The sequence below is a fragment of the Streptomyces sp. MK7 genome (genome assembly GCF_032658145.1).
Lineage (GTDB): Bacteria > Actinomycetota > Actinomycetes > Streptomycetales > Streptomycetaceae > Streptomyces > Streptomyces spiralis.
Genome location: NZ_JAVACL010000001.1, coordinates 497,577 through 522,914 on the forward strand (window position 1 = coordinate 497,577; position 25,338 = coordinate 522,914).

At 71.3% G+C, this 25,338-nt stretch carries 25 protein-coding genes, 1 tRNA gene and 1 pseudogene; 10 read left to right on the forward strand and 17 right to left on the reverse strand.

The window, feature by feature from the left end:
* Positions 1-187: 187 nt before the first annotated feature.
* A complete protein-coding gene (locus R2S09_RS02250) occupies positions 188-709 on the reverse strand; it encodes a hypothetical protein (RefSeq protein WP_316739455.1) in 522 nt (173 codons plus the stop codon).
* 620 nt (positions 710-1,329) lie between these two features.
* Here R2S09_RS02250 and R2S09_RS02255 point away from each other — a divergent pair.
* The 8 genes and pseudogenes from R2S09_RS02255 (at position 1,330) to R2S09_RS02290 (ending at position 10,743) form a co-directional block, all read left to right on the forward strand.
* Positions 1,330-2,211, forward strand: coding sequence for a DUF2797 domain-containing protein (locus R2S09_RS02255; RefSeq protein ID WP_316739456.1), 882 nt, complete (start codon positions 1,330-1,332; stop codon positions 2,209-2,211).
* Between the two features lie 45 nt (positions 2,212-2,256).
* Complete coding sequence (locus R2S09_RS02260; RefSeq protein WP_316739458.1) at positions 2,257-3,210, forward strand: amidohydrolase family protein; 954 nt, start codon at positions 2,257-2,259, stop codon at positions 3,208-3,210.
* Positions 3,211-3,310: 100 nt separating this feature from the next.
* Complete coding sequence (locus R2S09_RS02265; protein WP_306190623.1) at positions 3,311-4,051, forward strand: response regulator transcription factor; 741 nt, start codon at positions 3,311-3,313, stop codon at positions 4,049-4,051.
* Positions 4,048-5,697, forward strand: a complete 1,650-nt coding sequence (locus tag R2S09_RS02270) for a HAMP domain-containing sensor histidine kinase (protein ID WP_316739462.1) — start codon at positions 4,048-4,050, stop codon at positions 5,695-5,697. Before R2S09_RS02265 ends, R2S09_RS02270 begins: the two co-directional genes overlap by 4 nt.
* A 14-nt stretch (positions 5,698-5,711) precedes the next feature.
* Positions 5,712-7,181 carry a bifunctional glycosyltransferase family 2/GtrA family protein gene (locus R2S09_RS02275; RefSeq protein ID WP_316739463.1) on the forward strand — a complete coding sequence of 490 codons (1,470 nt, stop codon included), beginning with the start codon at positions 5,712-5,714 and terminating at the stop codon, positions 7,179-7,181.
* On the forward strand, positions 7,178-9,376 hold the full coding sequence (locus R2S09_RS02280) for a glycosyltransferase family 39 protein (RefSeq protein ID WP_316739465.1): 2,199 nt from the start codon (positions 7,178-7,180) through the stop codon (positions 9,374-9,376). The genes R2S09_RS02275 and R2S09_RS02280 overlap by 4 nt, the downstream gene beginning before the upstream one ends.
* 135 nt (positions 9,377-9,511) lie before the next feature.
* A pseudogene (locus R2S09_RS02285) lies at positions 9,512-9,872 on the forward strand (MFS transporter); the annotation flags it as partial.
* 106 nt (positions 9,873-9,978) lie between these two features.
* The gene (locus R2S09_RS02290) at positions 9,979-10,743 is read left to right on the forward strand and encodes a TetR/AcrR family transcriptional regulator (RefSeq protein WP_316739467.1); all 765 of its coding nucleotides are present in this window, start codon (positions 9,979-9,981) and stop codon (positions 10,741-10,743) included.
* Here the strand turns inward: R2S09_RS02290 and R2S09_RS02295 are convergent, their stop codons facing one another.
* The 4 genes from R2S09_RS02295 to R2S09_RS02310 form a co-directional block, all read right to left on the reverse strand.
* Positions 10,744-11,214: a PPOX class F420-dependent oxidoreductase gene (locus tag R2S09_RS02295; RefSeq protein ID WP_306190618.1), complete on the reverse strand. Its 471-nt coding sequence runs from the start codon at positions 11,212-11,214 to the stop codon at positions 10,744-10,746.
* A 49-nt stretch (positions 11,215-11,263) separates the two neighbouring features.
* Positions 11,264-12,085, reverse strand: coding sequence for a YceI family protein (locus R2S09_RS02300; RefSeq protein ID WP_316739470.1), 822 nt, complete (start codon positions 12,083-12,085; stop codon positions 11,264-11,266).
* A 172-nt stretch (positions 12,086-12,257) separates the two neighbouring features.
* Positions 12,258-14,834 carry an MFS transporter gene (locus tag R2S09_RS02305; RefSeq protein ID WP_316739472.1) on the reverse strand — a complete coding sequence of 859 codons (2,577 nt, stop codon included), beginning with the start codon at positions 14,832-14,834 and terminating at the stop codon, positions 12,258-12,260.
* A gap of 57 nt (positions 14,835-14,891) precedes the next feature.
* A complete protein-coding gene (locus R2S09_RS02310) occupies positions 14,892-15,365 on the reverse strand; it encodes a MarR family winged helix-turn-helix transcriptional regulator (RefSeq protein WP_306190615.1) in 474 nt (157 codons plus the stop codon).
* Positions 15,366-15,660: 295 nt separating this feature from the next.
* On the opposite strand from R2S09_RS02310, the gene R2S09_RS02315 reads away from it, so the two are divergent.
* The gene (locus R2S09_RS02315) at positions 15,661-15,855 is read left to right on the forward strand and encodes a hypothetical protein (protein ID WP_316739474.1); all 195 of its coding nucleotides are present in this window, start codon (positions 15,661-15,663) and stop codon (positions 15,853-15,855) included.
* Between the two features lie 149 nt (positions 15,856-16,004).
* Here the strand turns inward: R2S09_RS02315 and R2S09_RS02320 are convergent, their stop codons facing one another.
* The 7 genes from R2S09_RS02320 to R2S09_RS02350 form a co-directional block, all read right to left on the reverse strand.
* A complete protein-coding gene (locus R2S09_RS02320) occupies positions 16,005-16,931 on the reverse strand; it encodes an RNA polymerase sigma factor SigF (protein ID WP_306190613.1) in 927 nt (308 codons plus the stop codon).
* A 246-nt stretch (positions 16,932-17,177) separates the two neighbouring features.
* On the reverse strand, positions 17,178-18,050 hold the full coding sequence (locus R2S09_RS02325; RefSeq protein WP_306190633.1) for an RNA polymerase sigma factor SigF: 873 nt from the start codon (positions 18,048-18,050) through the stop codon (positions 17,178-17,180).
* 247 nt (positions 18,051-18,297) lie between these two features.
* The gene (locus R2S09_RS02330; protein ID WP_306190612.1) at positions 18,298-18,591 is read right to left on the reverse strand and encodes a Dabb family protein; all 294 of its coding nucleotides are present in this window, start codon (positions 18,589-18,591) and stop codon (positions 18,298-18,300) included.
* Entirely contained in the window at positions 18,588-18,767 is a 180-nt protein-coding gene (locus tag R2S09_RS02335; protein ID WP_306190611.1) for a hypothetical protein, read from the reverse strand. The genes R2S09_RS02330 and R2S09_RS02335 overlap by 4 nt, the downstream gene beginning before the upstream one ends.
* A 90-nt stretch (positions 18,768-18,857) precedes the next feature.
* Positions 18,858-18,942, reverse strand: a tRNA-Ser gene (locus tag R2S09_RS02340).
* Between the two features lie 77 nt (positions 18,943-19,019).
* Positions 19,020-19,451: a tRNA adenosine(34) deaminase TadA gene (tadA, locus tag R2S09_RS02345; RefSeq protein ID WP_316739591.1), complete on the reverse strand. Its 432-nt coding sequence runs from the start codon at positions 19,449-19,451 to the stop codon at positions 19,020-19,022.
* A 74-nt stretch (positions 19,452-19,525) separates the two neighbouring features.
* Positions 19,526-20,062, reverse strand: coding sequence for a hypothetical protein (locus R2S09_RS02350; protein ID WP_306190632.1), 537 nt, complete (start codon positions 20,060-20,062; stop codon positions 19,526-19,528).
* 670 nt (positions 20,063-20,732) lie between these two features.
* On the opposite strand from R2S09_RS02350, the gene upp reads away from it, so the two are divergent.
* On the forward strand, positions 20,733-21,368 hold the full coding sequence (gene upp, locus R2S09_RS02355) for a uracil phosphoribosyltransferase (RefSeq protein WP_306190609.1): 636 nt from the start codon (positions 20,733-20,735) through the stop codon (positions 21,366-21,368).
* A gap of 96 nt (positions 21,369-21,464) precedes the next feature.
* On the opposite strand, the gene R2S09_RS02360 is transcribed toward upp, so the two are convergent.
* The 5 genes from R2S09_RS02360 to R2S09_RS02380 all read right to left on the reverse strand — a co-directional run bounded on the left by R2S09_RS02360 (position 21,465) and on the right by R2S09_RS02380 (position 25,172).
* Positions 21,465-22,088, reverse strand: coding sequence for a LytR C-terminal domain-containing protein (locus R2S09_RS02360; RefSeq protein ID WP_306190631.1), 624 nt, complete (start codon positions 22,086-22,088; stop codon positions 21,465-21,467).
* Between the two features lie 253 nt (positions 22,089-22,341).
* Positions 22,342-22,638 (reverse strand): type II toxin-antitoxin system VapB family antitoxin, encoded by a 297-nt coding sequence (locus R2S09_RS02365; RefSeq protein ID WP_004943146.1) that lies wholly within the window; start codon positions 22,636-22,638, stop codon positions 22,342-22,344.
* Between the two features lie 449 nt (positions 22,639-23,087).
* Positions 23,088-23,642 (reverse strand): hypothetical protein, encoded by a 555-nt coding sequence (locus R2S09_RS02370; RefSeq protein WP_316739495.1) that lies wholly within the window; start codon positions 23,640-23,642, stop codon positions 23,088-23,090.
* An 84-nt stretch (positions 23,643-23,726) separates the two neighbouring features.
* Entirely contained in the window at positions 23,727-24,431 is a 705-nt protein-coding gene (locus tag R2S09_RS02375; RefSeq protein ID WP_316739497.1) for an HdeD family acid-resistance protein, read from the reverse strand.
* A gap of 117 nt (positions 24,432-24,548) precedes the next feature.
* Positions 24,549-25,172 carry an HhH-GPD-type base excision DNA repair protein gene (locus tag R2S09_RS02380; RefSeq protein ID WP_306190606.1) on the reverse strand — a complete coding sequence of 208 codons (624 nt, stop codon included), beginning with the start codon at positions 25,170-25,172 and terminating at the stop codon, positions 24,549-24,551.
* Positions 25,173-25,338: the final 166 nt, after the last annotated feature.

Sequence of the window (25,338 nt, forward strand, 5' to 3'; positions counted from 1 at the left end):
CCATGGCTCGACCCTAGATCGGGCAGGCCATCGGCCAAAGCCGTTCCGCAGTCATTCCGCCAACCTCGTCGCAACCGACACGGCCTCAACCCCCTCCCCTGTGGGGAAGGGGGTCGGGCGGCTGCCGGGCACGGTGTCCACGGAGACTGCTGCTGTGCGAGGCACAGCTGCTACATGGACCGGCTGGTCAGGTCCCCGGAGGCCGGGTGAACGGCGGCGCGAAATCGCACATCGTGATCGGGTTGCCCGGACCCGGCTCCCCCGGCCCCACGTCGCACGTGCCCTCCTGCACCTGTCCTTGCGCAGTCAGCACGGTGACATACACGTTGTCACCGTGCTCCGCCACTGTCGCGTCGATTACGTTGGACGGACCGCCGGTCGCCACCCACCCTGGTGCAATGGCATGCGGCCCATCAGGCTCCTCAGCCACCGCCAGGACGAACACCCGCCCGTTGCATACCACCGAGACGTACTTGGTCACCCCGTGAATGACCGAGTCGATGTCGAAGCAGCCCTTTGGCACCGGCGGGGGCTTCGGGCAGTTGTGGTCGTGGTCGTAGTCGCACCCGCCGGCGGATGCGATGCCTGCGCGGGCGGTCATGCCGTCTGCTGCCCCGGGCTGCTTGGCAGCCTGTGCTGTTCCGACCCCGACGAACGTCATGGCGACTGCGGCAGCCAGCGACGCGGCAACCCTGCGCTTTTGTTTCACTCCATGCGCTCCTTTCTCTGGCGACAACAGGCCTAAGCCTTTTTGTCGTGGAAACAGCAGGTATATGCCCGGTTGGCGTCGTCCATTTCAGGGTGTGCCCAGCTTTCACTCTCATGCCGCGAAGCAGGAATGAAGGAGCGGCCAGTCCGTCGGCCGGTCTTCTGGTGTCCGGAATGCCAGTGAGGATGACCCAGCCTGAACAGGGTGAGCAGCAGCAGGAGGGGCCTCGTCAGGGGCGGGGGCTTTCTTTCCGAGCGCCACGACGGTAAGCAGCGCCTTGACGCTGGGAGCCGAGCCGTGTGGCACTGCCGGTGTATCCCGCCAACCAGCGAATCGCCTCATCCTGAGCAGGTACGGCAGGCCCGCCAAAGCCATTGCCGACCGATGTCACTCCGATGACGCTCCAATCGCTTTAATTGCCCTTCACGGGTAACGGGCTGCGGGTGGTGTACCGCCATATTGATTGTTCCTCTTCCCATGTCAGCGGGGGAAGTTGTCTTACAGGGTCCTGTGATGCGAGCACTGCGAGGAGCGGCCGACCGGCCCCGGAGAGATCCGGCGCCTTGTGCGTCGGGCGGGTGACGGGGCGTTGTCAGTGGGGGGTCGTAGCCTCGTGAGGGATGGGGCAGGTGTGGAAGTGCTCGGGGTTGCGGTGGGTGGCCGGCGGGCCCGTGCTGGTGTGGGAGGGCGGGCGGTCCAGTGCGCTGACGTGGGGGAAGCGGGTGGCCTTCGGGGTCGTGGAAGGGGGAGTGCGGACATGTGTGGGGGCGCGGGGGCATGTGTGTCCGGTCCGGGCGGTCGTGCCGGGGCGGAGTACGGGGGCTCGGTGCGAGGGGTGCGCGCGGCTGGAGCGGGCGCACTCGGTGGCCGCGGACACGATCGCGGACGACCGGCGGGCGTATCACGTATATCTGGCCTGGTTCGGTGCCGGGATGACCAAGGTCGGGATCACGGCGGTCGAGCGGGGGCCGGCGCGGCTGCTGGAGCAGGGCGCCGTCTGCTTCAGCTGGCTCGGTGCCGGCCCGTTGATGGCCGCGCGCCGGACGGAGGAGCTGCTGCGCGCCGCGCTCAGGGTGCCCGACCGGATTCCGTACGCCGAGAAGCGGGCCGTGCGGTCCAGGCTGCCGGCGAGTCCCGCCGAGCGGGCCGCTGAGATCGAGGAACTGCACCGAAGAGCCGCCACACTCGGTGGCTGGCCGGAGTCGCTGGAGCGGGCGCCGTTCCGGCCCGTCGATCACGTGGCCGTGTTCGGTCTGGACGGGGTGCTTGCCGCCGTCGGCGAGGTGAGTGAGCTCGTCGCGGGCGGGACCGTGAGCGGTGAGCTGGTCGCCGCCGCCGGGCCGGACCTGCATCTGGCCACCGAGCGCGGGGTCGTGGTGCTCGATACGCGGCTGATGAGCGGGTGGGAGCTCGGGCCGGCCGGGCGGGGTGCCTCGAGCGTGCCGGTGCGGCCCTTGAAGGAGGCGAGGGAGGCCAGGGGGGTGCAGGACGGGTTGTTCTGAGGGCGGGGTGGACGCGGTGTGGGGTCCGGGGCGATCGTGGGCCGTATGAGTGATCACGTGCGGGACGCGGGCCCCGCGGATCCCGGTTCCTCCGGGGGCTTTGCGGGTGCCGCGGAGAGCGGGGAAGTGCGGCGCTTCCGGGAGCGGACCGGGGTGCGGGGGCTCGTCGACGTGCACACCCACTTCATGCCCGAGCGGGTGCTGCGCAAGGTCTGGGCGTACTTCGACGCGCTCGGGCCGCTCACCGGAGGCATCGAGTGGCCGATCGCCTACCGGGAGGAGGAGCGGCAACGGGTCGCCCGACTACGAGAGTTCGGGGTGCGGGCCTTCACCGCCATGCTCTACCCGCACAAGCCCGGCATGGCCCGGTGGCTGAACGGCTGGGCGGCCGAGTTCGCCCGCCGCACCCCCGACTGCCTGCACACCTCGACCCTCTTTCCCGAGGACGGCGTGCACACCTACGTCCAGGAGGCGGTCGAGGCGGGCGCGCGCGTCTTCAAGGCGCACGTCCAGGTCGGGGCGTACGACCCCGCCGACGAACTCCTCGATGCCGCCTGGGGGTTGCTCGCCGAAGCCGGCGTCCCCGTGGTGATCCACTGCGGGTCGGGGCCCGCGCCCGGCAAGCACACCGGGCCGGAGCCGATCGCCCGCGTGCTCGCCCGCCACCCCCGGCTGCGGCTGGTCGTCGCCCACCTGGGCATGCCCGAGTACGAGGACTTCCTCGACCTCGCCGAGCGGTACCCGGAGGTGCGGCTGGACACCACCATGGCGTTCACCGACTTCAGTGAACGGTTCGCCCCGTTCCCGCGCCGCGCACTGCCCCGGCTGGCCGGTCTCGGCGACCGGATCCTGCTCGGCTCGGACTTCCCCAACATCCCCTATCCCTACGTCCACCAACTGCACGCCCTGGAACGGCTGGACCTCGGCGACGACTGGCTGAGCGCGGTCTGCCACGACAACGGTGCGCGGCTGTTCGGCCTGGACCGGGACCGTTCCTGAGAGGCCCACCGGTCGGCCCCGAGAGACGCCTGAGCGTTTCTCAGGGAAATCACAGACTTGCCCAAGCGCGCTCTCAGAGGCGGCCGACAGGGTTGCCTCCATGACCACGATCTCGCCCCAGGGGCGCACCGAACTGCTCAGGCCGGACGGGAGCCCCGTCCGGGTGCTTGTGGTGGACGACGAGCAGTCGATCAGCGAACTGCTCTCCATGGCCCTGCGATACGAGGGCTGGCAGATCCGCAGCGCCGGGGACGGACAGGCCGCCGTCCAGACCGCACGCGAGTTCCGGCCCGACGCCGTCGTCCTCGACATGATGCTGCCCGACATGGACGGACTCACCGTCCTGGGGCGGCTGCGCCGCGAGCTGCCGGACGTGCCCGTCCTCTTCCTCACCGCCAAGGACGCCGTCGAGGACCGTATCGCCGGGCTGACGGCGGGCGGCGACGACTACGTCACGAAGCCGTTCAGCCTGGAGGAGGTCGTGGCGCGGCTGCGCGGGCTGATACGCCGCTCGGGCGCCGCCGACCGGCGCTCCGACTCGGTGCTGGTGGTCGGTGACCTGATGCTCGACGAGGACAGCCACGAGGTGTCCCGGGGCGGGCAGAACATCCACCTCACGGCCACCGAGTTCGAACTGCTGCGCTTCCTCATGCGCAACCCGCGGCGCGTGCTCAGCAAGGCGCAGATCCTGGACCGCGTGTGGTCGTACGACTTCGGCGGGCAGGCCAACGTCGTCGAGCTCTACATCTCCTATCTGCGCCGGAAGATCGACGCCGGTCGCGAGCCGATGATCCACACCCGGCGCGGCGCCGGTTACCTGATCAAGCCCGCCGTGTCATGAGCGGACGGCGACGGCCCCGTACGCAGCAGCAGAAGCGACGAGTTCGACAGCCGCGCACGCTGCGCACTCGGCTCGTCGTCGCGTCCGTGGTGCTGATCGCCGTGGTGTGCGCGGTGATCGGCACGGTGACGACGCTGGCGCTGCGGTCGCATCTGTACGAACAGCTGGACGGGAGGCTCAAGGAGGTCGCCGCGCGGGCGTCCGGCTTCATGCCGCCCGGCGCCCACCGGGACAGCGACCACGCCCCCGTGCCGCCGACGGGCAAGGAGATCGACCTCACCCAGTTCGTCACCAAGGGCCCGCAGCCGCAGGGCACGATCGTGGCGGCGGTCGAGGACGGCTCCGTCACCGACGCCAGGGTCGGCAAGAAGGCCAACGACGACAACAACGTTCCATGGCTGAACGCGGAGTCGCTCAGCCAGGCCCAGACCCGCGCTCTCGGCTCCGTCTCCCGGGACGGCCGCATGCACACCGCGGACATCCCCGGTCTGGGCGGATACCGGGTCCAGTACGTGACCGGCCCCAACGGCGCCTACTACGTGGCGATCCCGACCTCCGAGGTCGACAGCACCATCAACGCCCTCGTCCTCGTCGAGATCAGCGTCACCGCCGCCGGTCTCGTCGCGGCCTCCCTCGCCGGAGCGGCCATCGTCGGGGTCGCCGTGCGGCCGCTGCGCAAGGTCGCCGCCACCGCCACCCGGGTCTCCGAACTGCCCCTGCACACCGGCGAGGTGAACCTCAGCGAACGCGTCCCGGAGTCGGAGACCGACCCGCACACCGAGGTCGGCCAGGTCGGCGCCGCCCTCAACCGGATGCTCGACCACATCCACGGCGCGCTGCACGCCCGGCAGCAGAGCGAGACACGGGTACGGCAGTTCGTCGCGGACGCCGGCCACGAGCTGAGGACACCCCTCGCCTCCATCCGCGGGTACGCCGAGCTCACCCGCCGGGGACGGGAGCAGGTCGGGCCGGACACCCGGCACGCCCTGGGCCGCATCGAGTCCGAGGCCGGGCGGATGACGCTCCTGGTGGAGGACCTGCTGCTGCTCGCCCGCCTCGACGCGGGGCGGCCGCTGCGGTTCGAGCGCACCGATCTCGTACCGCTGGTCGTGGACACCGTCAGCGACGCCCGGGCGGCCGGGCGGGACCACACCTGGCGGCTCGACCTGCCCGACGAGCCCGCGCCGGTGTCGGCGGACGCGGCACGCCTCCAGCAGGTGCTGGTCAATCTGCTGGCCAACGCGCGCACCCACACCCCGCCCGGTACGACCGTCACCGCGCGCGTCCGGCGAGACGGGCCGTGGCTGTGCGTGGACGTGCAGGACGACGGGCCGGGCATTCCGCCGCGGTTGCTGCCGCATGTCTTCGAGCGGTTCGCGCGCGGGGACAGCGCGCGCTCCCGTGCCACCGGCTCGACCGGTCTGGGCCTGGCGATCGTGCAGGCCGTGACGGCCGCGCACGGCGGGGCCGTCACCGTCGGCAGCGAACCCGGGCGGACCGTGTTCACGGTGCGTCTGCCGGCAGGTCTGCCCGTGCTTGCGCCGGTCCCGCGGCAGTCCTCGTCCGCGCCCGCCCCCGCGGCCGTCCGGGAGCCGCACTCACAGGCACGGCACAGCGTCACCACATGGGTGCGACAGGGCGGTTGAGAAGAGTCGCTGCCATGCGAACCGACTCTTCTCCCGGCACCCTGCCGGCGCGGGAGCATCTCCCGGCCACAGACGCCGGTACGCCTGTCCTGGACGTAGTGATCCCCGTCTACAACGAGGAGAAGGACCTCCGGCCCTGTGTGCTCAGGCTGCACGAGCACCTCACGCGCACCTTCCCGTACGCCTTCCGCATCACCATCGCGGACAACGCCTCCACGGACTCCACCCCGCGGGTGGCGGCACGGCTGGCGGCGCAGATCCCCGAGGTCGCCGGCTTCCGCCTGGAGCAGAAGGGCCGCGGACGCGCCCTGCGGACCGTGTGGGCCGCCTCCGAGGCGCCGGTCCTCGCCTACATGGACGTCGACCTGTCCACCGACCTCAACGCGCTGCTGCCGCTGGTGGCGCCGCTGATCTCCGGCCACTCCGACCTGGCGATCGGCTCGCGGCTGACCCGCAGCTCGCGTGTGGTGCGCGGCGCCAAGCGGGAGTTCATCTCCCGTACCTACAACCTGATCCTGCGCGGCTCGCTGCAAGCACGGTTCTCGGACGCGCAGTGCGGATTCAAGGCGATCCGGAGCGATGTCGCGCGGGTGCTGCTGCCGCTGGTGGAGGACACCGGCTGGTTCTTCGACACCGAGATGCTGGTGCTGGCCGAGCGGGCGGGCCTGCGGATCCACGAGGTGCCGGTGGACTGGGTCGACGACCCGGACTCGACCGTGCACATCGTGAAGACCGCGACCGACGACCTCAAGGGCGTGTTGCGGGTGGGCAAGGCCCTGGCCACCGGTTCGCTGCCGCTGGACCGGCTCGCCCGCCCCTTCGGCGACGACCCACGTGACCGCGAGATCCAGGACGTGCCCAAGGGGCTGGCCCGCCAGCTCGTCGGCTTCTGCGTCGTGGGTGTCCTGTCCACCCTGTTCTACCTGCTGCTCTACAGCGCCTTCCGGCAGTTCTCGGGCTCGCAGATCGCCAACGCGCTCGCGCTGCTGGTCTCGGCGGTCGCCAACACCGCCGCCAACCGGCGGCTGACGTTCGGGGTGCGCGGCCCCGGTGGCGCGGTCCGCCACCAGGCACAGGGCCTGGTCGTCTTCGGCATCGGCCTCGCCCTGACCAGCGGCTCGCTCGCCGCCCTGAGCGCGGGGACCAGCAGCCCGGCCCATTCCACCGAACTCGCGGTGCTCATCGCCGCCAACCTCGCGGCGACCGTGCTGCGCTTCCTGCTCTTCAGGGCCTGGGTCTTCCCGGAACGACGCGACGAGCAGCCACCCGCCCAGCCGTACGCGACCACCGCCCAGCCGTATCCGGCCATCGCCCAGAAGTACCCGGCCACCACAGAGCCGTACCCGGCCGGCACCCAGCCCCACGCGTCCGCCCAGCCGTACCCGCCCGCGCAGCCGCCCCACCAGCAGCCCTGGCAAGGGGACGCCACCGTGCGGCTGCAGCCGGTGCGTCCGGGTGACACCGATCCGAGGGACCCCCGATGACCACTGACTACGACCGCACGAGCCAGCCGCACGGTGCGGGACAGGCCCCGGCCTCCTGGGGGCCGCCGCCCACGGCTCCCCCGAGCGCCTCGGCCGCCGTGGCCGACAAGCAGCCCCTCGCGCGCCGCCTGTGGCGCGGCCGTCCCGAGGACCCGAGCTGGGCGCGCCCCGCCTTCCTCGGTCTGCTGCTCGCCACCGGCCTGCTCTACCTGTACAACCTCAGCGCCTCCGGCTACGCCAACTCCTTCTACTCGGCGGCCGTGCAGGCGGGCAGCACGTCCTGGAAGGCCTTCTTCTTCGGTTCGCTGGACGCCGGCAACGCCATCACCGTGGACAAGCCGCCCGCCGCGCTGTGGCCGATGGCCCTGTCGGTGCGGATCTTCGGGCTCGGCTCCTGGGCGATCCTGGTCCCCGAGGTGCTCATGGGCGTCCTCACGGTCGCCGTGGTCCATGCGGCCGTACGCCGCCGGTTCAGCCCCGCCGCCGGACTGATCGCGGGCGCGGTGCTCGCGCTCACCCCCGTCGCGGCGCTGATGTTCCGGTTCGACAACCCCGACGCGCTGCTCGCGCTGCTGATGGCGCTCACCGTGTACTGCGTGATCCGGGCGCTGGAGGACGGCCGGACCAAGTGGCTGGTGTGGGCGGGCGTCGCGGTCGGCCTCGCCTTCCTGACCAAGACCCTGCAGGCCTTCCTGATCCTGCCCGCCCTCGCCGTCGTCTACGGCGTCTGCGCGCCCGTGAGGCTGAGGAAGCGGCTGGTGCAGCTCGCGCTCGCGACGGCAGCGATCGTCGTCTCCGGCGGCTGGTGGGTCGCGATCGTCGAACTGTGGCCGGCCTCCTCACGGCCGTACATCGGCGGCTCGCAGAACAACAGCTTCCTGGAGCTGACCTTCGGCTACAACGGCCTCGGCCGCATCAACGGCGACGAGACCGGCAGCGTCGGCGGCGGGGGCGGTACGGTCGGGGGCGGTACGGGCCAGTGGGGGGAGACCGGCTGGGACCGGATGTTCAACTCCGAGATCGGCAGCCAGATCTCCTGGCTGCTCCCGGCCGCGCTGATCCTGCTGGTCGCCGGGCTGGTCGTGACCCGGAAGGCGCCACGCACCGACCTGGCCCGCGGCTCCTTCCTCGCCTGGGGCGGCTCGCTGCTGATGACCGCTGCGGTCTTCAGCTACATGGCGGGCATCTTCCACCAGTACTACACGGTCGCCCTCGCGCCCTACATCGCCGCCGTCGTCGGCATGGGCGTGACCGTGCTGTGGGAGGAGCGGTCCCGGCCATGGGCGTCGCTCACCCTGGCCGCCGCCGTGACGGCGACCGCCGCATGGGGGTACGTCCTGCTCGACCGCACCCCCGATTACTTGCCCTGGCTGAAGTGGATCGTCCTGGTCGGCGGGCTGACCGCCGCGCTCGCACTGATCTTCGTGACCCGGCTCGGCCGGCGCCTCGCCGTCGCGGCGGTCGCCGCGGGCATCCTGACCTCCCTCGCCGGGCCGACCGCGTACACCGTGAGCACGGTGGACTCCGGGCACACCGGTTCCATCCCCACGGCCGGTCCGGCGGGCGCGAGCAGCATGGGCTTCGGCGGCCGGGGCGGCGGCCCCGGCGGGCGCGGCACGGCCGGATTCCCGGGTGGTGGGATGCCGGGCCAGAACGGTCAGAACGGCAACGGCTTCCCGGGCGGCGTCACGGGCGGAACCGGAGGCACGGGCGGAACCGGCGGCTTCCCCGGCGGTGGCATGCCGGGCAACGGCTTCCCCGGTGGCGGGAGCGCCGGCGCCGACGGCCGTACCGGCGAGGGCGGCCGGGCGGGCGGCATGGGCGGTCTGCTCGACGGCGCCCAGGTCAGCGCCACGGCCAAGAAGCTGCTGGAGCAGGACGCGTCGAAGTACACCTGGGTGGCCGCGTCCGTCGGCTCCCAGAACGCGGCCGGCTACCAGCTCGCCACCGGCGACCCGGTGATGGCCATCGGCGGCTTCAACGGCACCGACCCGTCTCCGACGCTCGCCCAGTTCAAGAAGTACGTGGCGGAGGGCAGGATCCACTACTTCATCGCGGGCGGCGGCATGGGCGGTGGAGGCATGGGCGGCAGCGGCACGTCCTCGCAGATCACCTCATGGGTCGAGAAGACCTTCAAGAAGGTCACGGCCGGTTCGGCCACCTTCTACGACCTCACCCGAGAGGTGAGCGGCTGACGGTTCGCCGAGCGGAAGGGGCGGTGCCTGAAGGGGCACCGTCCCTTCTCGTTGTCGTTGTTATACAGCGTATGAGGTTTGCTATATGCCGTAAGGCATGTCGTCGACCCCGCCTCCCCAAGGCCACGCCCAAGCCTCACAGCCAAGTGGACGGCCAAGCTCGGGGTGCCGGTGTCGATCACGCTGGGCATGGTGCTGATGTCCGGCGGACCGGCGTCGATCGCCACGCTCTCCGGGCGCGGGCGTCAACGGCACGCCGGCGGAGTTCGGCAACGGCCGGGGCGTGGCCGTGCTGGGCGCTGTCCTCAACGCGCGGTTCGCGGCGCTGGTGCCGGTGGCGGCGAGTTCGCTTCCCGCGGCGCACTCCGCGGAGGAACGGCGGCAGATCACCCACGCGTTCTCCTCGGGACTTCAGAGGAGCCAGCTGGTCGGCGCGGCGGCCGTACTGCTCGGCGGACTGCTCGCGGCGGCGTTGCTGCACCGGGCGGAGCGGGCAGGGGGAGAACACGGACGCGGAGATGGCGGTCGCCCGGTAGCGCGTGCCGGCGGCACTCAGCGGCCGCTTAGCATGACGAGCATCGGACCGATGGGGAAGGTGCGCCATGGTGAAGGCAGCCGGCGCCAAGGACGCGGCGCGGACCAGTGTCTGGCTGGAGGGCAGGGCGCGCCGGGGCGGGCGCGGCGGCGGGCAGCCGTCGGGGCTCGACCGCGAGCGGATCACCGAGGTCACGGTGCGCCTGCTGGACGCGGAGGGGCTGGCCAAGTTCTCCATGCGCCGGCTCGCCGCCGAGCTGAACGTGACGGCGATGTCCGTGTACTGGTACGTCGACACCAAGGACGACCTGCTCGAACTCGCCCTCGACGCCGCCTTCGGAGAGGTGCGGCTGCCCGACCCGGAGGCCGACGCCGACTGGCGCGACCAGCTGCGCGCTCTCGCCGCCGAGTACCGCGCGCAGCTGGTCCGCCACCCCTGGCTGTCGCCGCTGGCGGGTCGCTATCTCAACATCGGCCCGAACCACCTCGCGTTCTCGCACACGGTGCAGCGTGTCATCCGCCGCGCCGGGCTGCCCGCGCACCGTGTGACGAGCGCGATCTCGGCCGTCTTCCAGTTCGTCTACGGCTACGGCACGATCGAGGGCCAGTTCCTGTCCCGGATCGCGGACAGCGGCATGACGCCGGACGACTACTACGCGCAGGCGATGAACGCGGTGCGGCAGCACCCGCCGGTCGCGGACTACATCCAGCAGTCCAAGGAGATCATGGACGCCCGCGGCGGTGACACGGTCGCGGAGATGCTGGACCGCGACTTCATCTACGCCCTGGACCTGCTGATCGCGGGCATCGAGGCGATGGTCGCCCGGGGCTGATCACCCCTCATCGGCGAGCCGTGCGGGGAAGCCGCCCGTGGCCACCGGTCCCCACCGCTCCGGCGTGATCCGGATGATCGACTTGCCCTGCTTGACCATCGCCTGGCGGTACTCGTCCCAGTCGGGGTGCTCGCCGGCGATGTTGCGGTAGTACTCCACCAGCGGTTCCACGGAGTCGGGCGTGTCGATGACCTCGGCCGTCCCGTCGATCTGCACCCACGGCCCGTTCCACTCGTCGCTCAGCACGAGGACGCTCACCCGTGCGTCCCGCTTGGCGTTGCGGGTCTTGGCCCGCTCCGGATAGGTGGAGACCACGATCCGTCCGGAGTCGTCGACCCCGCAGGTCAGCGGGGAGGCCTGCGGGCCGCCGTCGGCCCGGCGCGTGATCAGCAGGGCCCGGTGCCGGGGCCGTACGAAGTCCAGCAGCTCGTCCCGCGAGACGCGGGTGTTGGTAGCGATGTTCGGTGCCATGGGGGCAGCCTAGGGGCCGGGAGAGCCCCTGTGGCTGACCCTGCTGTGCCTACGCCTGCGGCAGCGAGTCGCCCTGCACCGCCTGGATGTCCAGCTCCACCTTCAGCGTCGTACCGATGGCGGCGATGCCCGCCTGGAGGACCTGGTTGTAGTTCATGGCGAAGTCCTCGCGGCGCAGTTCCGTGGTCGCGCGGAACGCGGCCCGGGTGCCGCCCCAGGGGTCGGCGCCGGTGCCGAGGTAGGCGAGGTCGAGGTCGACCGGGCGGACCACGCCGTGCATGGCCAACTCGCCGTGGACGGTCCAGCGGTCCGAGCCGGCGGCGGTCAGCCCGGTGGAGCGGTAGGTGATCTCCGGGTACCGCTCGACGTCCAGGAAGTCCGGGGACTTCAGATGGCCGTCGCGCATGCCGTTGCCCGTGTCGATGGAGGCGGCGCGGATGACCGCCTCCACACGGGACTTGGTGACCTCGTCCGGGGCGATCTCGATCGTGCCCGAGAAGTCCGTGAACCGGCCGTGCACGCTGGAGATGCCCAGGTGCTGGGCGACCGCGGCGACCGAGGAGTGCGCCGGGTCGATGGTCCACGGCCCCGGCGGCGGCAGTTCGGTGCCGCCCTGGCGGGCCAGCGTCACCGTGCCGACCTGGGCCCGGCCGCCGGCGGTGACGATCGCGCTGGAGGCGGCGGGCGCGTAGCCGACCGCGGTGACGATGACCGTGTACGCGCCCGGCGCCAGCTCGGTGGTGTCCTGTACGGCGCCCTCGGGGTCGGCCTCGGCGCGCAGCACCTGCGTGCCCGTCATGTCGGTCACCGTGACGACCGCGTGCGACACGGCCCATCCGTCCCGGGTGCGGATCCTCGCGGTCAGTCCCATCCCGTTTTCTTCCCTCTCGATTGCTCGTTCGCCTGCGGGGCGCTTCGGCCGGTGCCGGCGTCGCCCCTTCGGCTCACTCGCGTGCAAAGCCTTGCAAATTGGTCATATGAAACCGGCCCGCGGTGGGGCGCACCTCCGTTCGGAGCACGCCCCGCCACGGGCCGGATCCGGACTACTCGCCGGGGTGGGCGAGTTCGATGTCGTGGTCGTCGACACCGCGGCCGGTGACGGTCAGGGCCGTCGCCACCGGCGGGTAGCCCGTCGCGATGACGGTGTACTCACCGCTGTTCAGGTCGGTGAAGGCGTACGCCCCGTCCGTGCCGGTGGTGGCCGTGCCGACCACGTTGCCCGCCGCGTCCACCAGGGTCACGCGGGCGTCCGCGAGGGGACCGTGCGGGGCCCGGACGACACCCTGGAGCTGCGCGCCGGAGTCGAGGTCGATCTCGACCCGGGTGACCCCGGTGCCGCCCACCTCGACCGGTAGCGCCCGCGGGCGGTACCCGATGGCGTTCACCGCGACGGTCACCGCACCCGGCACCAGCTCCGCGAAGGAGAACTCGCCCTGCTCACCGGTGGTCCCGGTGGCCAGCAGGTCACCGCGCACATCGGTGACGATCACCATGGCGTCCTTCACCGGCAGCCCGTTCTCCACGGCCCGCACCACACCCGTCAGCCCACTGGTGCCGCTGAGCAGGATGTCGTACGCCACCGGCTCGCCGTTCACGACGATCGTGGACGCCTGCGGCTGGAAGCCGTCGGCGGAGGCGATCAGGACGTAGGAGCCCGCACCCGGCGCGTCCAGCGCGTAGGCGCCGTCGGCCTGCGCGACCGACCGGCCCAGCTGGCGGCCGGCCAGCGAGATCAGTGTGACCGCGGCCTGCGGCACCGGCGCGCTCTCGGCGCCCCGGACGAAGCCGCGCACGGGGATTGCGCCGCCGGAGCCGGCGGCCGGCTCACCGGGCACCACCGTGGCGACCGCGGCCAGCCGCTGGGTGCCCTCCGGGCCCGCCTCCGTGCCGGCGGTGGCGGCCGCCCAGCTGGGCGCCCGCTCCTCGGCCGGAGCGGACGGCTGAGCCGCGGCGGCCTCGACGGCCGTGGTCTCGGCCTCGGCGACGACCGGAGTCGCGGCCGGGTCCACCGGGGCGCTATCGGCCTCGGCGGCCTGCGCCAGCGCGCCCTTCGTGCGCAACGGGACCTCCTTGATGAACAGCGTGATCAGGAAGGCGACGGCGGCCAGCGCGCCGGCGATCAGGAAGATGTCGGCGATGCCGTGCCCGTAGGCGCTCTCCATGACCGTGCGCAGCGGCTTCGGCAGCGCGTTCATGTCCGGGATGGTGTCGGTGCCGGCGCCGGAGCCGCCCGCGAGCTTGGCGTACTTCGGGCCGAGGTCGGACAGGCCGTCCTTGACGTAGTGGGTGATCCGGTCGGCCATCACCGCGCCGAGCGCGGAGACGCCGATCGCACCGCCCAGGGAACGGAAGAAGGTGACCGTGGAGCTGGCGGAACCGAGGTCGCTCGGGTCCACCTGGTTCTGCGTGCACAGCACCAGGTTCTGCATCATCATGCCGATGCCGAGACCCAGCAGCGCCATGAAGATGGCCATCTTCCAGTAGTCGGTGTCGTACCGGATGGTGCCCAGCAGACCCAGACCGGCCGTCACCAGCACGCCCCCGCTGACCAGCCACCCCTTCCAGCGGCCGGTACGGGTGATGAACTGGCCGGAGACGGTGGAGGAGACGAACAGGCCGCCGATCATCGGGATCGTCAGGATGCCGGACATCGTCGGGGACTTGTCCCGGGCCAGCTGGAAGTACTGGCTGAAGAAGACGGTGCCGGTGAACATCGCGATGCCGACGAAGAGCGAGGCGAGCGACGAGAGCGTGATGGTGCGGTTGCGGAACAGCCGCAGCGGGATGATCGGCTCGCCGGCCTTGGCCTCGACGAGCACGAACAGCACGCCGAGCACGATCGCACCGCCGACCATCGCGGCCGTCTGCCACGACATCCAGTCGTACTTGTCACCGGCGAAGGTGACCCAGATCAGCAGCAGCGAGACGGCGGCGGAGATCAGGAACGCGCCGCCCCAGTCGACCTTCACCTGCCGCTTCACGACGGGCAGGTGCAGGGTCTTCTGCAGCACGATCAGCGCGAGCACCGCGAACGGCACACCGACGTAGAAGCACCAGCGCCAGCCCAGCCAGGAGGTGTCGGTGATGACACCGCCGAGCAGCGGGCCGCCGACGGTGGCGACGGCGAACGTGGCGCCGAGGTAACCGGAGTAACGGCCCCGCTCACGCGGGGAGATCATCGCGGCCATGACGATCTGCGCCAGGGCGGACAGACCGCCGACGCCGACGCCCTGCACCACACGGCAGACGATCAGCATGCCGGGGTTCTGCGAGAGACCGGCCGCCATCGACGCGACGACGTAGATGATGAGCGCTATCTGGACGAGCGCCTTCTTGCTGTACAGGTCGGCGAGCTTGCCCCACAGGGGGGTGGCCGCGGTCATCGACAGCAGGGCGGCCGTGACCACCCAGGTGTAGGCGGACTGGCCGCCGCCCAGGTCACCGATGATCTTCGGCAGTGCGTTGGAGACGATCGTGGACGACAGGATCGCCACGAACATGCCGAGCAGCAGCCCGGAGAGCGCCTCCATGATCTGCCGGTGGGACATCGGAGCGCTCCCCGGGGAGCCTCCCCCATGCCTGGCGTGAGCCCGCACACCGGCTGGTGTGGTCGTTGCCATGGGCTTCCTTTACTTACGTGCTTGCGGGTGTACGGGTGGTCAAAGCGGTCTCTTCGACTACGGGCGCGGCGCGGAGGGCTCGGGGACCCGGACGGCGGTGGACCGGCAGTCGCCGAAGCTGGCGCGCAGCCGGGTCATCAGCCGGATGAGCTGACCGACCTCGTCGTCGGTCCAGTCGCTGAGCCGTTCGGCGAGCAGGTGCGTGGTCCGGCGGGACAGGTCGTCCAGCCGGTCCACCCCCGCGGGCGTCAGGCGCAGGATGCGCGAGCGCTTGTCCGCGGGGTCCGGCAGCCGCTCGATCCAGCCGCGCGCGGCGACGTGTGCCACATGCCGGCTGGTCACCGACATGTCCACGGCGAGCAGCTCCGCGAGCTTGCTCATGCGCATGTCGCCATGGCGGCCGAGCAGCGTCAGCACGGCTGCCGAGCCCGCCGGACAGTCGGACGGCAGGATCCGTCCCATGTCCCGCTTCACGGCTCCGATGGCGCTGAGCTGACGCGCCAGCTCTTCGAACTGCGCCTGCTCGGCCATCACACCTCCCGTAATCGTTGCTTGGGGCAACCATACGGGCGGTTGGTTGCTGCAGGCAAACAAATCGGTGGTCGGTGGCGCAAAAACTTGGCAAAGGCAAGTATTGCGAACGTAAACCCGCAGGTGGACAAGACAGCCCGTCCGGCGTTTGAGGACGAGGCCGTTCAGGCCGAAGCGGGGGTCTGGGGGCGGCAGCCCCCAGGGACGGCCACACCGACTCGGGTACGTGTGAAGGAACAGCGGAAAGAGCCCCCGCGCTTGGGCGGCCCCCGCGTTTTCGCTAGGGTCTCGGGCCATGGCTAACACCCAGGGCCCCCAGGGCAATTACGACCCCGCCGGCAGCACCCAGATGTTCCGCGCGTTCGTCGACGAGGCTCCCCAGGCCGCGCGGCAGCAGGAGACCTCTTCCGGGCCGCGCGTCGGCCTGATCCTCGGTGTCGTCGCCGCCGTGGTCATCGTCGCGGCCGTCGCCTGGCTGGCGTTCAAGTAGACCTGGCGTTCGAGCACAGCTCCCGCCCGGGCGGTCGGCCACCCGCGCCCCCGCCTGGACGGACGACGGCCGCCGGGGCGCCCGCACCGGCGCCTCGACGGCCGTGAGTCCATGTCGTCGTTCCTGCTGCTCCGCCCTGCCTCGGGGCGTCAGTCCGAGATGAGCCCTTCCCGCAGCTGGGCCAGGGTCCGGGTGAGCAGCCGGGAGACGTGCATCTGCGAGATGCCGACCTCCTCGCCGATCTGCGACTGGGTCATGTTGGCGAAGAAGCGCAGCATGATGATCCGCCGCTCCCGGGGCGGCAGCTTGGCGAGCAGCGGCTTGAGCGACTCGCGGTACTCCACCCCCTCCAGCGCCGAGTCCTCGTAGCCGAGGCGGTCCGCCAGGGAGCCCTCGCCTCCGTCGTCCTCCGGGGCCGGGGAGTCGAGGGAGGAGGCCGTGTAGGCGTTGCCGACCGCGAGGCCGTCGACGACGTCCTCCTCCGACACGCCCAGGACCGCGGCGAGTTCGCCGACGGTCGGCGACCGGTCCAGCTTCTGCGACAGCTCGTCGCTGGCCTTGGTCAGGGCGAGCCGCAGCTCCTGAAGGCGCCTGGGCACCCGCACCGACCAGGACGTGTCCCGGAAGAAGCGCTTGATCTCGCCGACCACCGTCGGCATCGCGAACGTCGGGAACTCCACCCCCCGTTCGCAGTCGAAGCGGTCGATCGCCTTGATCAGGCCGATGGTGCCGACCTGGACGATGTCCTCCATCGGCTCGTTGCGCGAGCGGAAGCGGGCGGCCGCGTAGCGGACCAGCGGGAGGTTGAGCTCGATCAGGGTGTCCCGGACGTAGGCGCGCTCGGGGCTGTCCTCGTCGAGCGCGGCGAGCCGCAGGAACAGGGAGCGGGACAGGGTGCGGGTGTCGATGATCTCCGAGGGCGGCAGTGCCGGGGTGGGAGTGGCCGGCAGGGCCGGGGCCGGGACGGCCCCGAGGGCCGCCACGTCGTCGAGGGCGTCGAGCGGCTCGAGCGCCGGGGACGGCGCCTCGCTCTTCATGAGCGTCAGCACCTTGGAGCTGCCCTGGTCTGCGGACATGCCACCCCCTCTGGGTCGCGGGACGGTCGCGGCCGGGCTCCCTGACGAGGAGAACTCAGCCCTCACCTGAATACCGGAGCCGAAGCCACGGCAAACGCGCTTCCCGCAGAATGTCACATGTCGGCAACGCGCTGTAGTGACATGTCGACATCCGATAGGTGAATCCGCCCTGGCAGACAGCGGTCTGACGGCCTTTCGGAACGTCCCTGTCGGAATCTTCCCAGGTGGGCGATTCGCTCGTGACGGTTACGCCTCGATCCTGTTTGCGGATCTCAGCCGCTGGAAGCTACGCGCGAGTAGCCGGGAGACATGCATCTGGGAGACGCCGAGTTCGGCGCTGATCTGCGACTGGGTGAGGTTGCTGTAGTAGCGCAGCAGCAGGATGCGCTGTTCCCGTTCGGGGAGTTGGACGAGGAGGTGGCGGACCAGGTCGCGGTGCTCGACGCCGTCCAGGGCCGGGTCCTCGTAGCCGAGCCGGTCCAGCAGTCCGGGCAGTCCGTCGCCCTCCTGGGCGGCCTCCAGCGAGGTCGCGTGGTACGACCTCCCGGCCTCGATGCAGGAGAGCACCTCCTCCTCGGTGATGCGCAGCCGCTCGGCGATCTCGGCGGTCGTGGGGGAGCGGCCGAAGGTGGTCGTCAGGTCCTCCGTCGCGCTGTTGACCTGGACCCACAGCTCGTGCAGCCGGCGCGGGACGTGGACGGTGCGGACGTTGTCGCGGAAGTACCGCTTGATCTCGCCGACGACCGTGGGCATGGCGAAGGTCGGGAACTGCACGCCCCGGTCCGGGTCGAAGCGGTCGATGGCGTTGATCAGCCCGATGGTGCCGACCTGGACGACGTCCTCCATCGGCTCGTTGCGGGAGCGGAAGCGGGCGGCCGCGTAGCGCACGAGCGGTAGGTTGGCCTCGATGAGCGCCCCGCGCACGCGGGCGTGTTCGGCGGTGCCGGGTTCGAGCTCCTTCAGCTGGGTGAAGAGCAGCTGGGTGAGGGCGCGGGTGTCGGCGCCGCGCCGCTTCTCCGGGGCCGGCGTGGTGGTCGGGTTCGGGTTCGGGGTCGGCCCGGAGGCCTCGGCCTGAGTGGACTCCTCCTGGGGCGGCGCAGTACTGGCCGACACGGTCAACGCCACCTCTTCGTCGATCAACTCATCTGTCAAAAGCGGTCATAGCATCACAAGACAGGTGCATCGTGTTCAAGCACCGCATAAGCACGTGTTGAGGTATGAATTAGGGCATAAGACGCGAAAAATCCCCGCACCGTTCCGGTGCGGGGTCGAGCGTGCAGCCGTCCGGCCGTACGGCTCGGAACGTTCCGGTCATGCGGCCCGGAACGTTCCGGTCATGCGCCAGGGAACGTCCCGGCGGTACGGCTCAGAACTCGTAGTCGGCGATCACCCACGTGGCGAACTCGCGCCACAGTGCGACGCCCGCCTGGTGGGCCGGATGCTCCAGGTACCGCTTCAGGGCGTCGGCGTCCTCCACCGCGGAGTTGATCGCGAAGTCGTAGGCGATCGGCCGGTCGCTCACGTTCCAGCCGCACTCCCAGAAGCGCAGCTCCTCGATCCTGTCGCCGAGGGCGCGGAAGGCCTCGGCCCCCTCCACGACGCGCGGGTCGTCGCGCTCGACACCCTCGTTGAGCTTGAAGAGGACCAGGTGGCGGATCATGAGTTTCCTCCGTTGGTGACCCATGTCATGAAGTCGCCGATGGCCTTGGCGGCGTCCGATATGCCCTCGAACCCTATCTGGACGTAGTCGGCGGCCTTGGCCGGGTCCGTGATGATCACGTACAGCGCGAAGACCACGAGCACATAGACGACGATCTTCTTGGCGTTCACCGCCATCGCGGCCTCCCCTGTCGCTGGTCGCCCCTGGCGTCGGCTGCACGATGATCGCACGAAGGGCCCCGTCCGGCGGACGGGGCCCTTCTACAGCGGTAGCGGAGGGATTTGAACCCTCGGTGACTTGCGCCACACTCGCTTTCGAGGCGAGCTCCTTCGGCCGCTCGGACACGCTACCGAGGGAGACCTTACAGCACAGTGGGCCCGGGGCCGAAATCCGTTTCCCGGGCGCTCGCCCTCACGGAACGTCCGGGCTCAGCGGGTGCGGAAGAACTCGGTGAGCATGCCGGCGCAGTCCTCGGCGAGCACACCCTCGATCACCTCGGGCCGGTGGTTGAGCCGCCGGTCCCGTACGACGTCCCAGAGCGAGCCGACGGCGCCCGCCTTCTCGTCGCGGGCGCCGTAGACCACTCGGTCCACGCGGGAGAGCACGACGGCCCCCGCGCACATCGTGCACGGCTCCAGCGTGACCACCAGCGTGCAGCCGGACAGCCGCCACTGCCCGACCCGCGCGGCGGCCCGCCGGATGGCGAGGACCTCCGCGTGGGCGGTCGGGTCTCCGGTGGCCTCGCGCTCGTTGTGCCCCGCTCCGAGCACGGTCGTGCCGTCACCGGACAGCACGACCGCGCCGACCGGGACGTCCCCGCCCCGGACGGCCGCCTCGGCCTCGCGCAGGGCGAGCCGCATCGCGTCCCGCCAGGGATCGCGGACGGGGTCGGGCAGACGGGGCACGCCGGTCGTGTCCGGTGTTTCCTGCGGGGTCAGCGGACGGTCTCCAGCACCTCCGAGGCGCCCAGGGCCTCGGCGATCGCGCTCAGTGCGTCCTCCGCGGCCAGGGTGCGCAGTTCCTTCTCACTGACGCCCAGGTCGTCGAGGATCTCGCCGTCACCCAGCGGGCTGTGTGTGATGGCTTCGGCGGAAACGGCCTCCTCCTCGTCGTCCTCGGCGGACGCCGGTTCGCCGTCCTCCGTGCCGTCGAGGTCGAGGGAGTCCAGGTCGGGGACGTCGTCACCGGGCTCCCGGCCGAGCAGTTCGTCGGTGAGCAGGATCTCGCCGTACGAACTGCGGGCAGCGGCGGCGGCGTCCGAGACGTAGATACGAGGGTCGTCCTCGCCGTCCACGCGGACGACGCCGAACCACGCGTCCTCCTGCTCGATGAGGACGAGCACCGTGTCGTCCTCGGCCGAGGCTTCCCGGGCCAGGTCGGCCAGGTCGGACAGCGTCTCCACATCGTCGAGCTCTGTGTCGCTCGCTTCCCACCCGTCTTCGGTGCGCGCGAGCAGTGCGGCGAAGTACACCGTGACTCTCCCACTGGTCATAGGCGTGCCGGTTGGGGGTCCCCCCGGCGGAGGTTCTGGGCGGAGAGAGCTGGGCTCCGAGCCCCACCCACTCGGAATCGTGGCAGAAACAAAGCGTTCAGGGGATGTCTTCGACTCCCTGTGTCCGGCTGTTTTGTCGTCTGTCGGTAAAGCACTCACCAGCGCACTCGTTGCCGCCATCTGCGGATCGTACGCGGCTTTGCCCGGCGGGCACGCACGGCCGCCCCGGAGCGTCGGCGCTGGTGTCGGCCTTCTTCCTCGCGGCGTCGGCCTTCTTCCTTCTGAGTACTGCCCCAGTTCTCTTCCCCGTGCCGCCCGTGTTCTCCCGGGTTCCCCGCAGTGGCCTACGAGCGGAACCGGGCGGAACAGTGGTGCACGAGCGCGACGCACGGCGCCGACGGTGCTCGTCGTCCGTGGTGTTCGGCGCCGGATCCTCGAGGGACCGCCGGTCGGGCATGGGCTCACCACCCCCGGTCCCGTCCCTCCCACTTTCCCTCGGACGGCGGGTCCGACGCCACAACAGCGCGGAAGGGAGCGGGCGGACGGTGCCGCGGAGGGCTGGAGCGGGCTGGAACGGGCTGGAACGGGCGGCGGACGGGCCGCAGGTGGTGGCGGGCGACCCGGTTCCGGGCCCGGCTACTGTTGGCTCATGCGTCTCCACGTCGTCGACCACCCCCTGGTCGCCCACAAGCTCACCACGCTGCGCGACCGCCGCACCGACTCCGCGACCTTCCGCCGGCTCGCCGACGAGCTGGTCACCCTGCTCGCCTACGAGGCGACCCGGGACGTGCGCACCGAACAGGTCGACATCAACACGCCGGTCGCCGGGACCACCGGCGTCAAGCTCTCCCACCCGCGCCCGCTGGTGGTGCCGATCCTGCGGGCCGGGCTCGGCATGCTGGACGGCATGGTGCGGCTGCTGCCGACCGCCGAGGTGGGCTTCCTGGGCATGATCCGCAACGAGGAGACGCTGCAGGCCTCCACGTACGCCACGCGCATGCCGGAGGACCTCTCCGGCCGTCAGGTGTACGTCCTCGACCCGATGCTCGCCACTGGCGGCACGCTGGTCGCGGCGATCCAGGAGCTGATCAGGCGCGGCGCCGACGACGTGACCGCGGTGGTGCTGCTGGCCGCGCCCGAGGGCGTCGCGGTGATGGAACGCGATCTGGCGGGCACCCCGGTGACGGTCGTGACGGCGTCGGTCGACGAACGCCTCAACGAGCACGGCTACATCGTGCCCGGCCTCGGCGACGCGGGCGACCGCATGTACGGGGCGGCCGAGTAGCCGAGGCGCGGTCGAACGGCCGGGCCGGGCGTCGTACGGAGATAGGCCCGGCCCGTCGCACGGATCGGTTTCCGGTTTCCGGTGTCCGGCGTCCCCTCAGCAGCCCTTCTTCGCGGTGGACGTCGGCTGCGGTGCGTTCAGGGCGGCCAGGGCCTTGTCGGCGGCCGGCTTCTGGGCCAGCTGCTTGAAACCGTCGCCGATGATCAGATCGACATCGGTGCCCTTGCGGGTGTCGGTGCGGCTTTCGGCGCCCGGGAGCTGGGTGGCCAGCACCGGCAGCGAGGTGTTGAGGGACGACGCCGGGCCGAGCAGTATCCCGGAGCCCTTGATCTTCTTGTCGAACTCCTTGGTCGCGTTGCCCACCTGGCCGATGCGGAAGCCGCGCTTCTTCAGCTCGTCGGCGGTCTGCTTGGCCAGCCCGCTGCGGGGCGTGGCGTTGAGGACGTTGACGGTGATCTGGCCCGGCTTGGGCAGCGCATGGGCGGTGTGCGACGGCGAGGGCCCGGACTTGGCCGCCGCGTCGGTCGCACAGTGCGTCCCGGCGCCGGCCGCCGAGGCCTTCTTGCCGCCGGTGAAGACGTCGATGAGCTGCAGCGTGCCCCACCCGATCACGCCGAGCGCGGCGGCGGAGGCGACGACCAGGAGCACGAGCCGACCGTGCCGCCGGGGCCTGCGCATTCGGGGGTACTTGTTCCCCGTGATCCGGTACTGCCCGCCCATGCCGGGGGGCGTCAGCATGCTCATGGGCGCAGCGTAGTGCGCGGGAGCGGCGATTCCTACTAGATGATCATTGGATCCGGCTCAGCAGAACCCGAAAGGTCCAAACCGTCACCGAATGGCCGGTGCCCGCCGGGCGATCCGGGCCGTGGGCTCGGTCCGGCCGAGTCAGTCCGGTTGGAGTCGGGCCGGTCGGCCGGGCTCGTCGGAGTCGGGTCGGTGGAGGTCGGGCCGGTGGGAGTCGGGCCGGTCGGCGTCAGTCCAGTTCGAGCACGCGTGCGTGCAGCACCTGGCGCTGCTGCAGCGCCGCCCGGACCGCGCGGTGCAGGCCGTCCTCCAGATACAAGTCGCCCTGCCACTTCACGACATGCGCGAAGAGGTCGCCGTAGAAGGTCGAGTCCTCCGCCAGCAGGGTCTCCAGGTCGAGCTGCTGCTTGGTGGTCACGAGCTGATCGAGGCGGACCGGGCGCGGCGCGACGTCCGCCCACTGCCGGGTGCTTTCCCGGCCGTGGTCGGGGTACGGCCGGCCGTTTCCGATGCGCTTGAAGATCACACGGAAAGCCTACCGGTCAAGACCTTCCGGGCGCAGCCTCGCCGCCGCAGTGCGGCTCTGGAAATGCCGCGGCAAACCCGGGCGAACCAGGATCATGGTCGCGGTGAGCCGGCGGCGAGTGGGCCGGGTGCCGGGACCGTCCGCCGTCCCGGCACCCGGCTCGACCGCTCGGCGGTCAGCGGCGGTCGGGTTCGGCGGCGGGCGGCCGGGGTTCGCCCGGCTCGGGCCGATCAGCTTTCTGCCGACGGGGTTCCTGCCGGTGGGCTTCCTTCACAGGTGGGTGCGGCGGCTTGGGCGCGCTGCGGGCGGCCTCCGCACGCACGAGGGCGCGCAGGACCGCGTAAGGATCGACGGGCATGGCTGTACTTCGCTTCCTGGACGTGCTCGGCCGGGCGTGCCGAGCCGGCCGAGCTTGCTGATGAACTGACCGGGCAGGCGTGCCGGCCGGCTCAGCAGCGCAGGACCAGGCAGCGCAGCGCGTGCAAGCGGTACGGAGGGCGCGAGGGCACGCGCGCGTGGGCGGAGCGGTCCGCCGCGTGCGCGGCTACCCGCGTGGACGGGGGCGTGGGCCGCAGGGGCGGTCCACCGGCGCGCACGCTGCCCCGCACGGAGGTGCGCACTGCGGAGTCGGGGGTGTCGTGCTCGGCGGCGGCGCAGACCGGCCCGCCGGTTCCGGCCGGTGCGTCGGCACCGCCGGCCACCGCCGCGAGGGGGACCGCGTACGCCCCGTACGACCCGTAGACGCCGTACGCCGTGACGGGCCCGCCGGGCATCAGGAGGGCGAGCAGCAGCACGAGCGTCCGCAGGCAGACGATCCGGCTCCGCGCGGGTCGCACGGGACGGCGGCCGGTGCGGTCGGTGAGTCCCACGCGGCCGGTGAGACCCACGCGGCCCGTGCGCACGCGTCCCGTGAGGTCCACGCGGCCGGTGCGGCGCACGCCGCCGACGCGGCCGCCCGTGCGGTCGGTGCGTGGTGCGGCGGGTGCTGTGCTCACGTCGGTCATGTCCCCGGCGTCCGTACCCCGTTCACCGTGCCGACCGGCCGAACCGCCCGCGCGGCGTATCCCGCGGGCGGTGGTCGACGGCGTTCACAGCTGACGCGGGACGTTCTCGGCGTGGCGGCGGACGCGGAAGGCGGTGACGATCTCCATGACGCCGACCACCACCAGCCACCAGCCGCCGACCAGCGTGAGCACGGCGACCGATTCCAGCGGCGAGTCGATCAGCACGATCCCGGCGACGAAAGTGACGATGCCGAGGAAGATCTGCCACCCGCGCGCGGGAGCCGTACGGTCGTGAATGGCGGCGATGGTCTGCGTGATCCCGCGGATCAGCCACCCGATACCGATCCACAGGGCGAGCAGCAGAATCGACTGCATGGCGCCCCGGAAGCAGAACAGGCCCAGCAGGATCGACAGGGCGCCGCTGGCGAAGGCCAGCACGCGCAGCGAGGTCGTCCGGTGCGTGCCGAAGGCCGAGACCAGCTGGAGCACCCCGCTGACCACGAGATAGACGCCGAAGAGGACTCCGGCGGCCACCAGCGAGGCACCGGGCCACAGCAGCACGAGGATGCCCAGGATCAGGGCGGCGACGCCGGTGACGAGGACGGCCTGCCAGGCGGTGCGGGAGAGGAAGTGCAGGGGCCCTTCCAACGGCGGTTCGTGCGGCGGTGCGGAGTGCGGCGCGGATGCCTGCGCCGACGCGGACCGGGCGTCCCGTGCCTCACGTGCCGCGTGGATGTGGCGGTCGTCGTACCCCGGCCCTTCCGGGCCGCCGCTCGGTGGCTCGCTCATGCTCCATGCTGCGGACGGGCGCGGCCGGACCGCCACCGCTGACGGTCCGTTCGGCTGACCCGGCCGCCCGCTCCGGCCGCCGACTTCGGCCACCGGCCCGGACACCGGCTCCGGCGGTCACTGCCCGGTGGGCTTCCGCGCCTTGGATGATGTCCTGGCCTTCTCGGCCGCCTTGGCGGCGGCCTTCAACTCCTGCTTGTGCGCCCGCACCCTGGCCAGTGACTCGGGCCCGGTGATGTCCGCGACGGACCGGAAGGACTCCGGCTCGCCGTACGACCCCGCGGCCTCCCGCCAGCCCTCCGGGCACACGCCGAGCTGCTTGCCGAGGAGCGCGAGGAAGATCTGCGCCTTCTGCTTGCCGAAGCCGGGCAGCTCCTCGAGCCGGCGCAGCAGCTGGGAGCCGCTGTCCACGTCCCGCCAGATGGCCTCGGGATCGCCGTCGTAGTGCTCGACCAGGTAGTGGCACAGCGCCTGGATGCGTTTGGCCATCGACCCCGGATAGCGGTGCACCGCCGGCTTGTCCGACAGCAGCCGGGCGAAGGTCTCCGGGTCGAACGCCACGATCTCGTGGGCGTCCAGGTCCACGGTGCCCATGCGCCGGACGATCGTGGCCGGTCCCTTGAACGCCCACTCCATCGGGATCTGCTGGTCCAGCAGCATCCCGACCAGCGCGGCGAGCGGACTGCGGCCGAGGAGCTCGTCGGCCTCGGGGTCCTGGGCGAGGTGCAGGGTGACGTCCATGCCCCGATGATCGCCCGTCAGGCGCCGGGCCGCAGCCGGGCCGCAGCCGGGCCGCAGCCCGGTCGCAGTCGGGTGGCCGCCGGGCGGCTTTCGTGCCGCACCTGCCCTGGTGCCCCGTTTCCGGCGTCCGTGAGCTTGAGTTAGGTTAGCCTAACCTGATCAGATT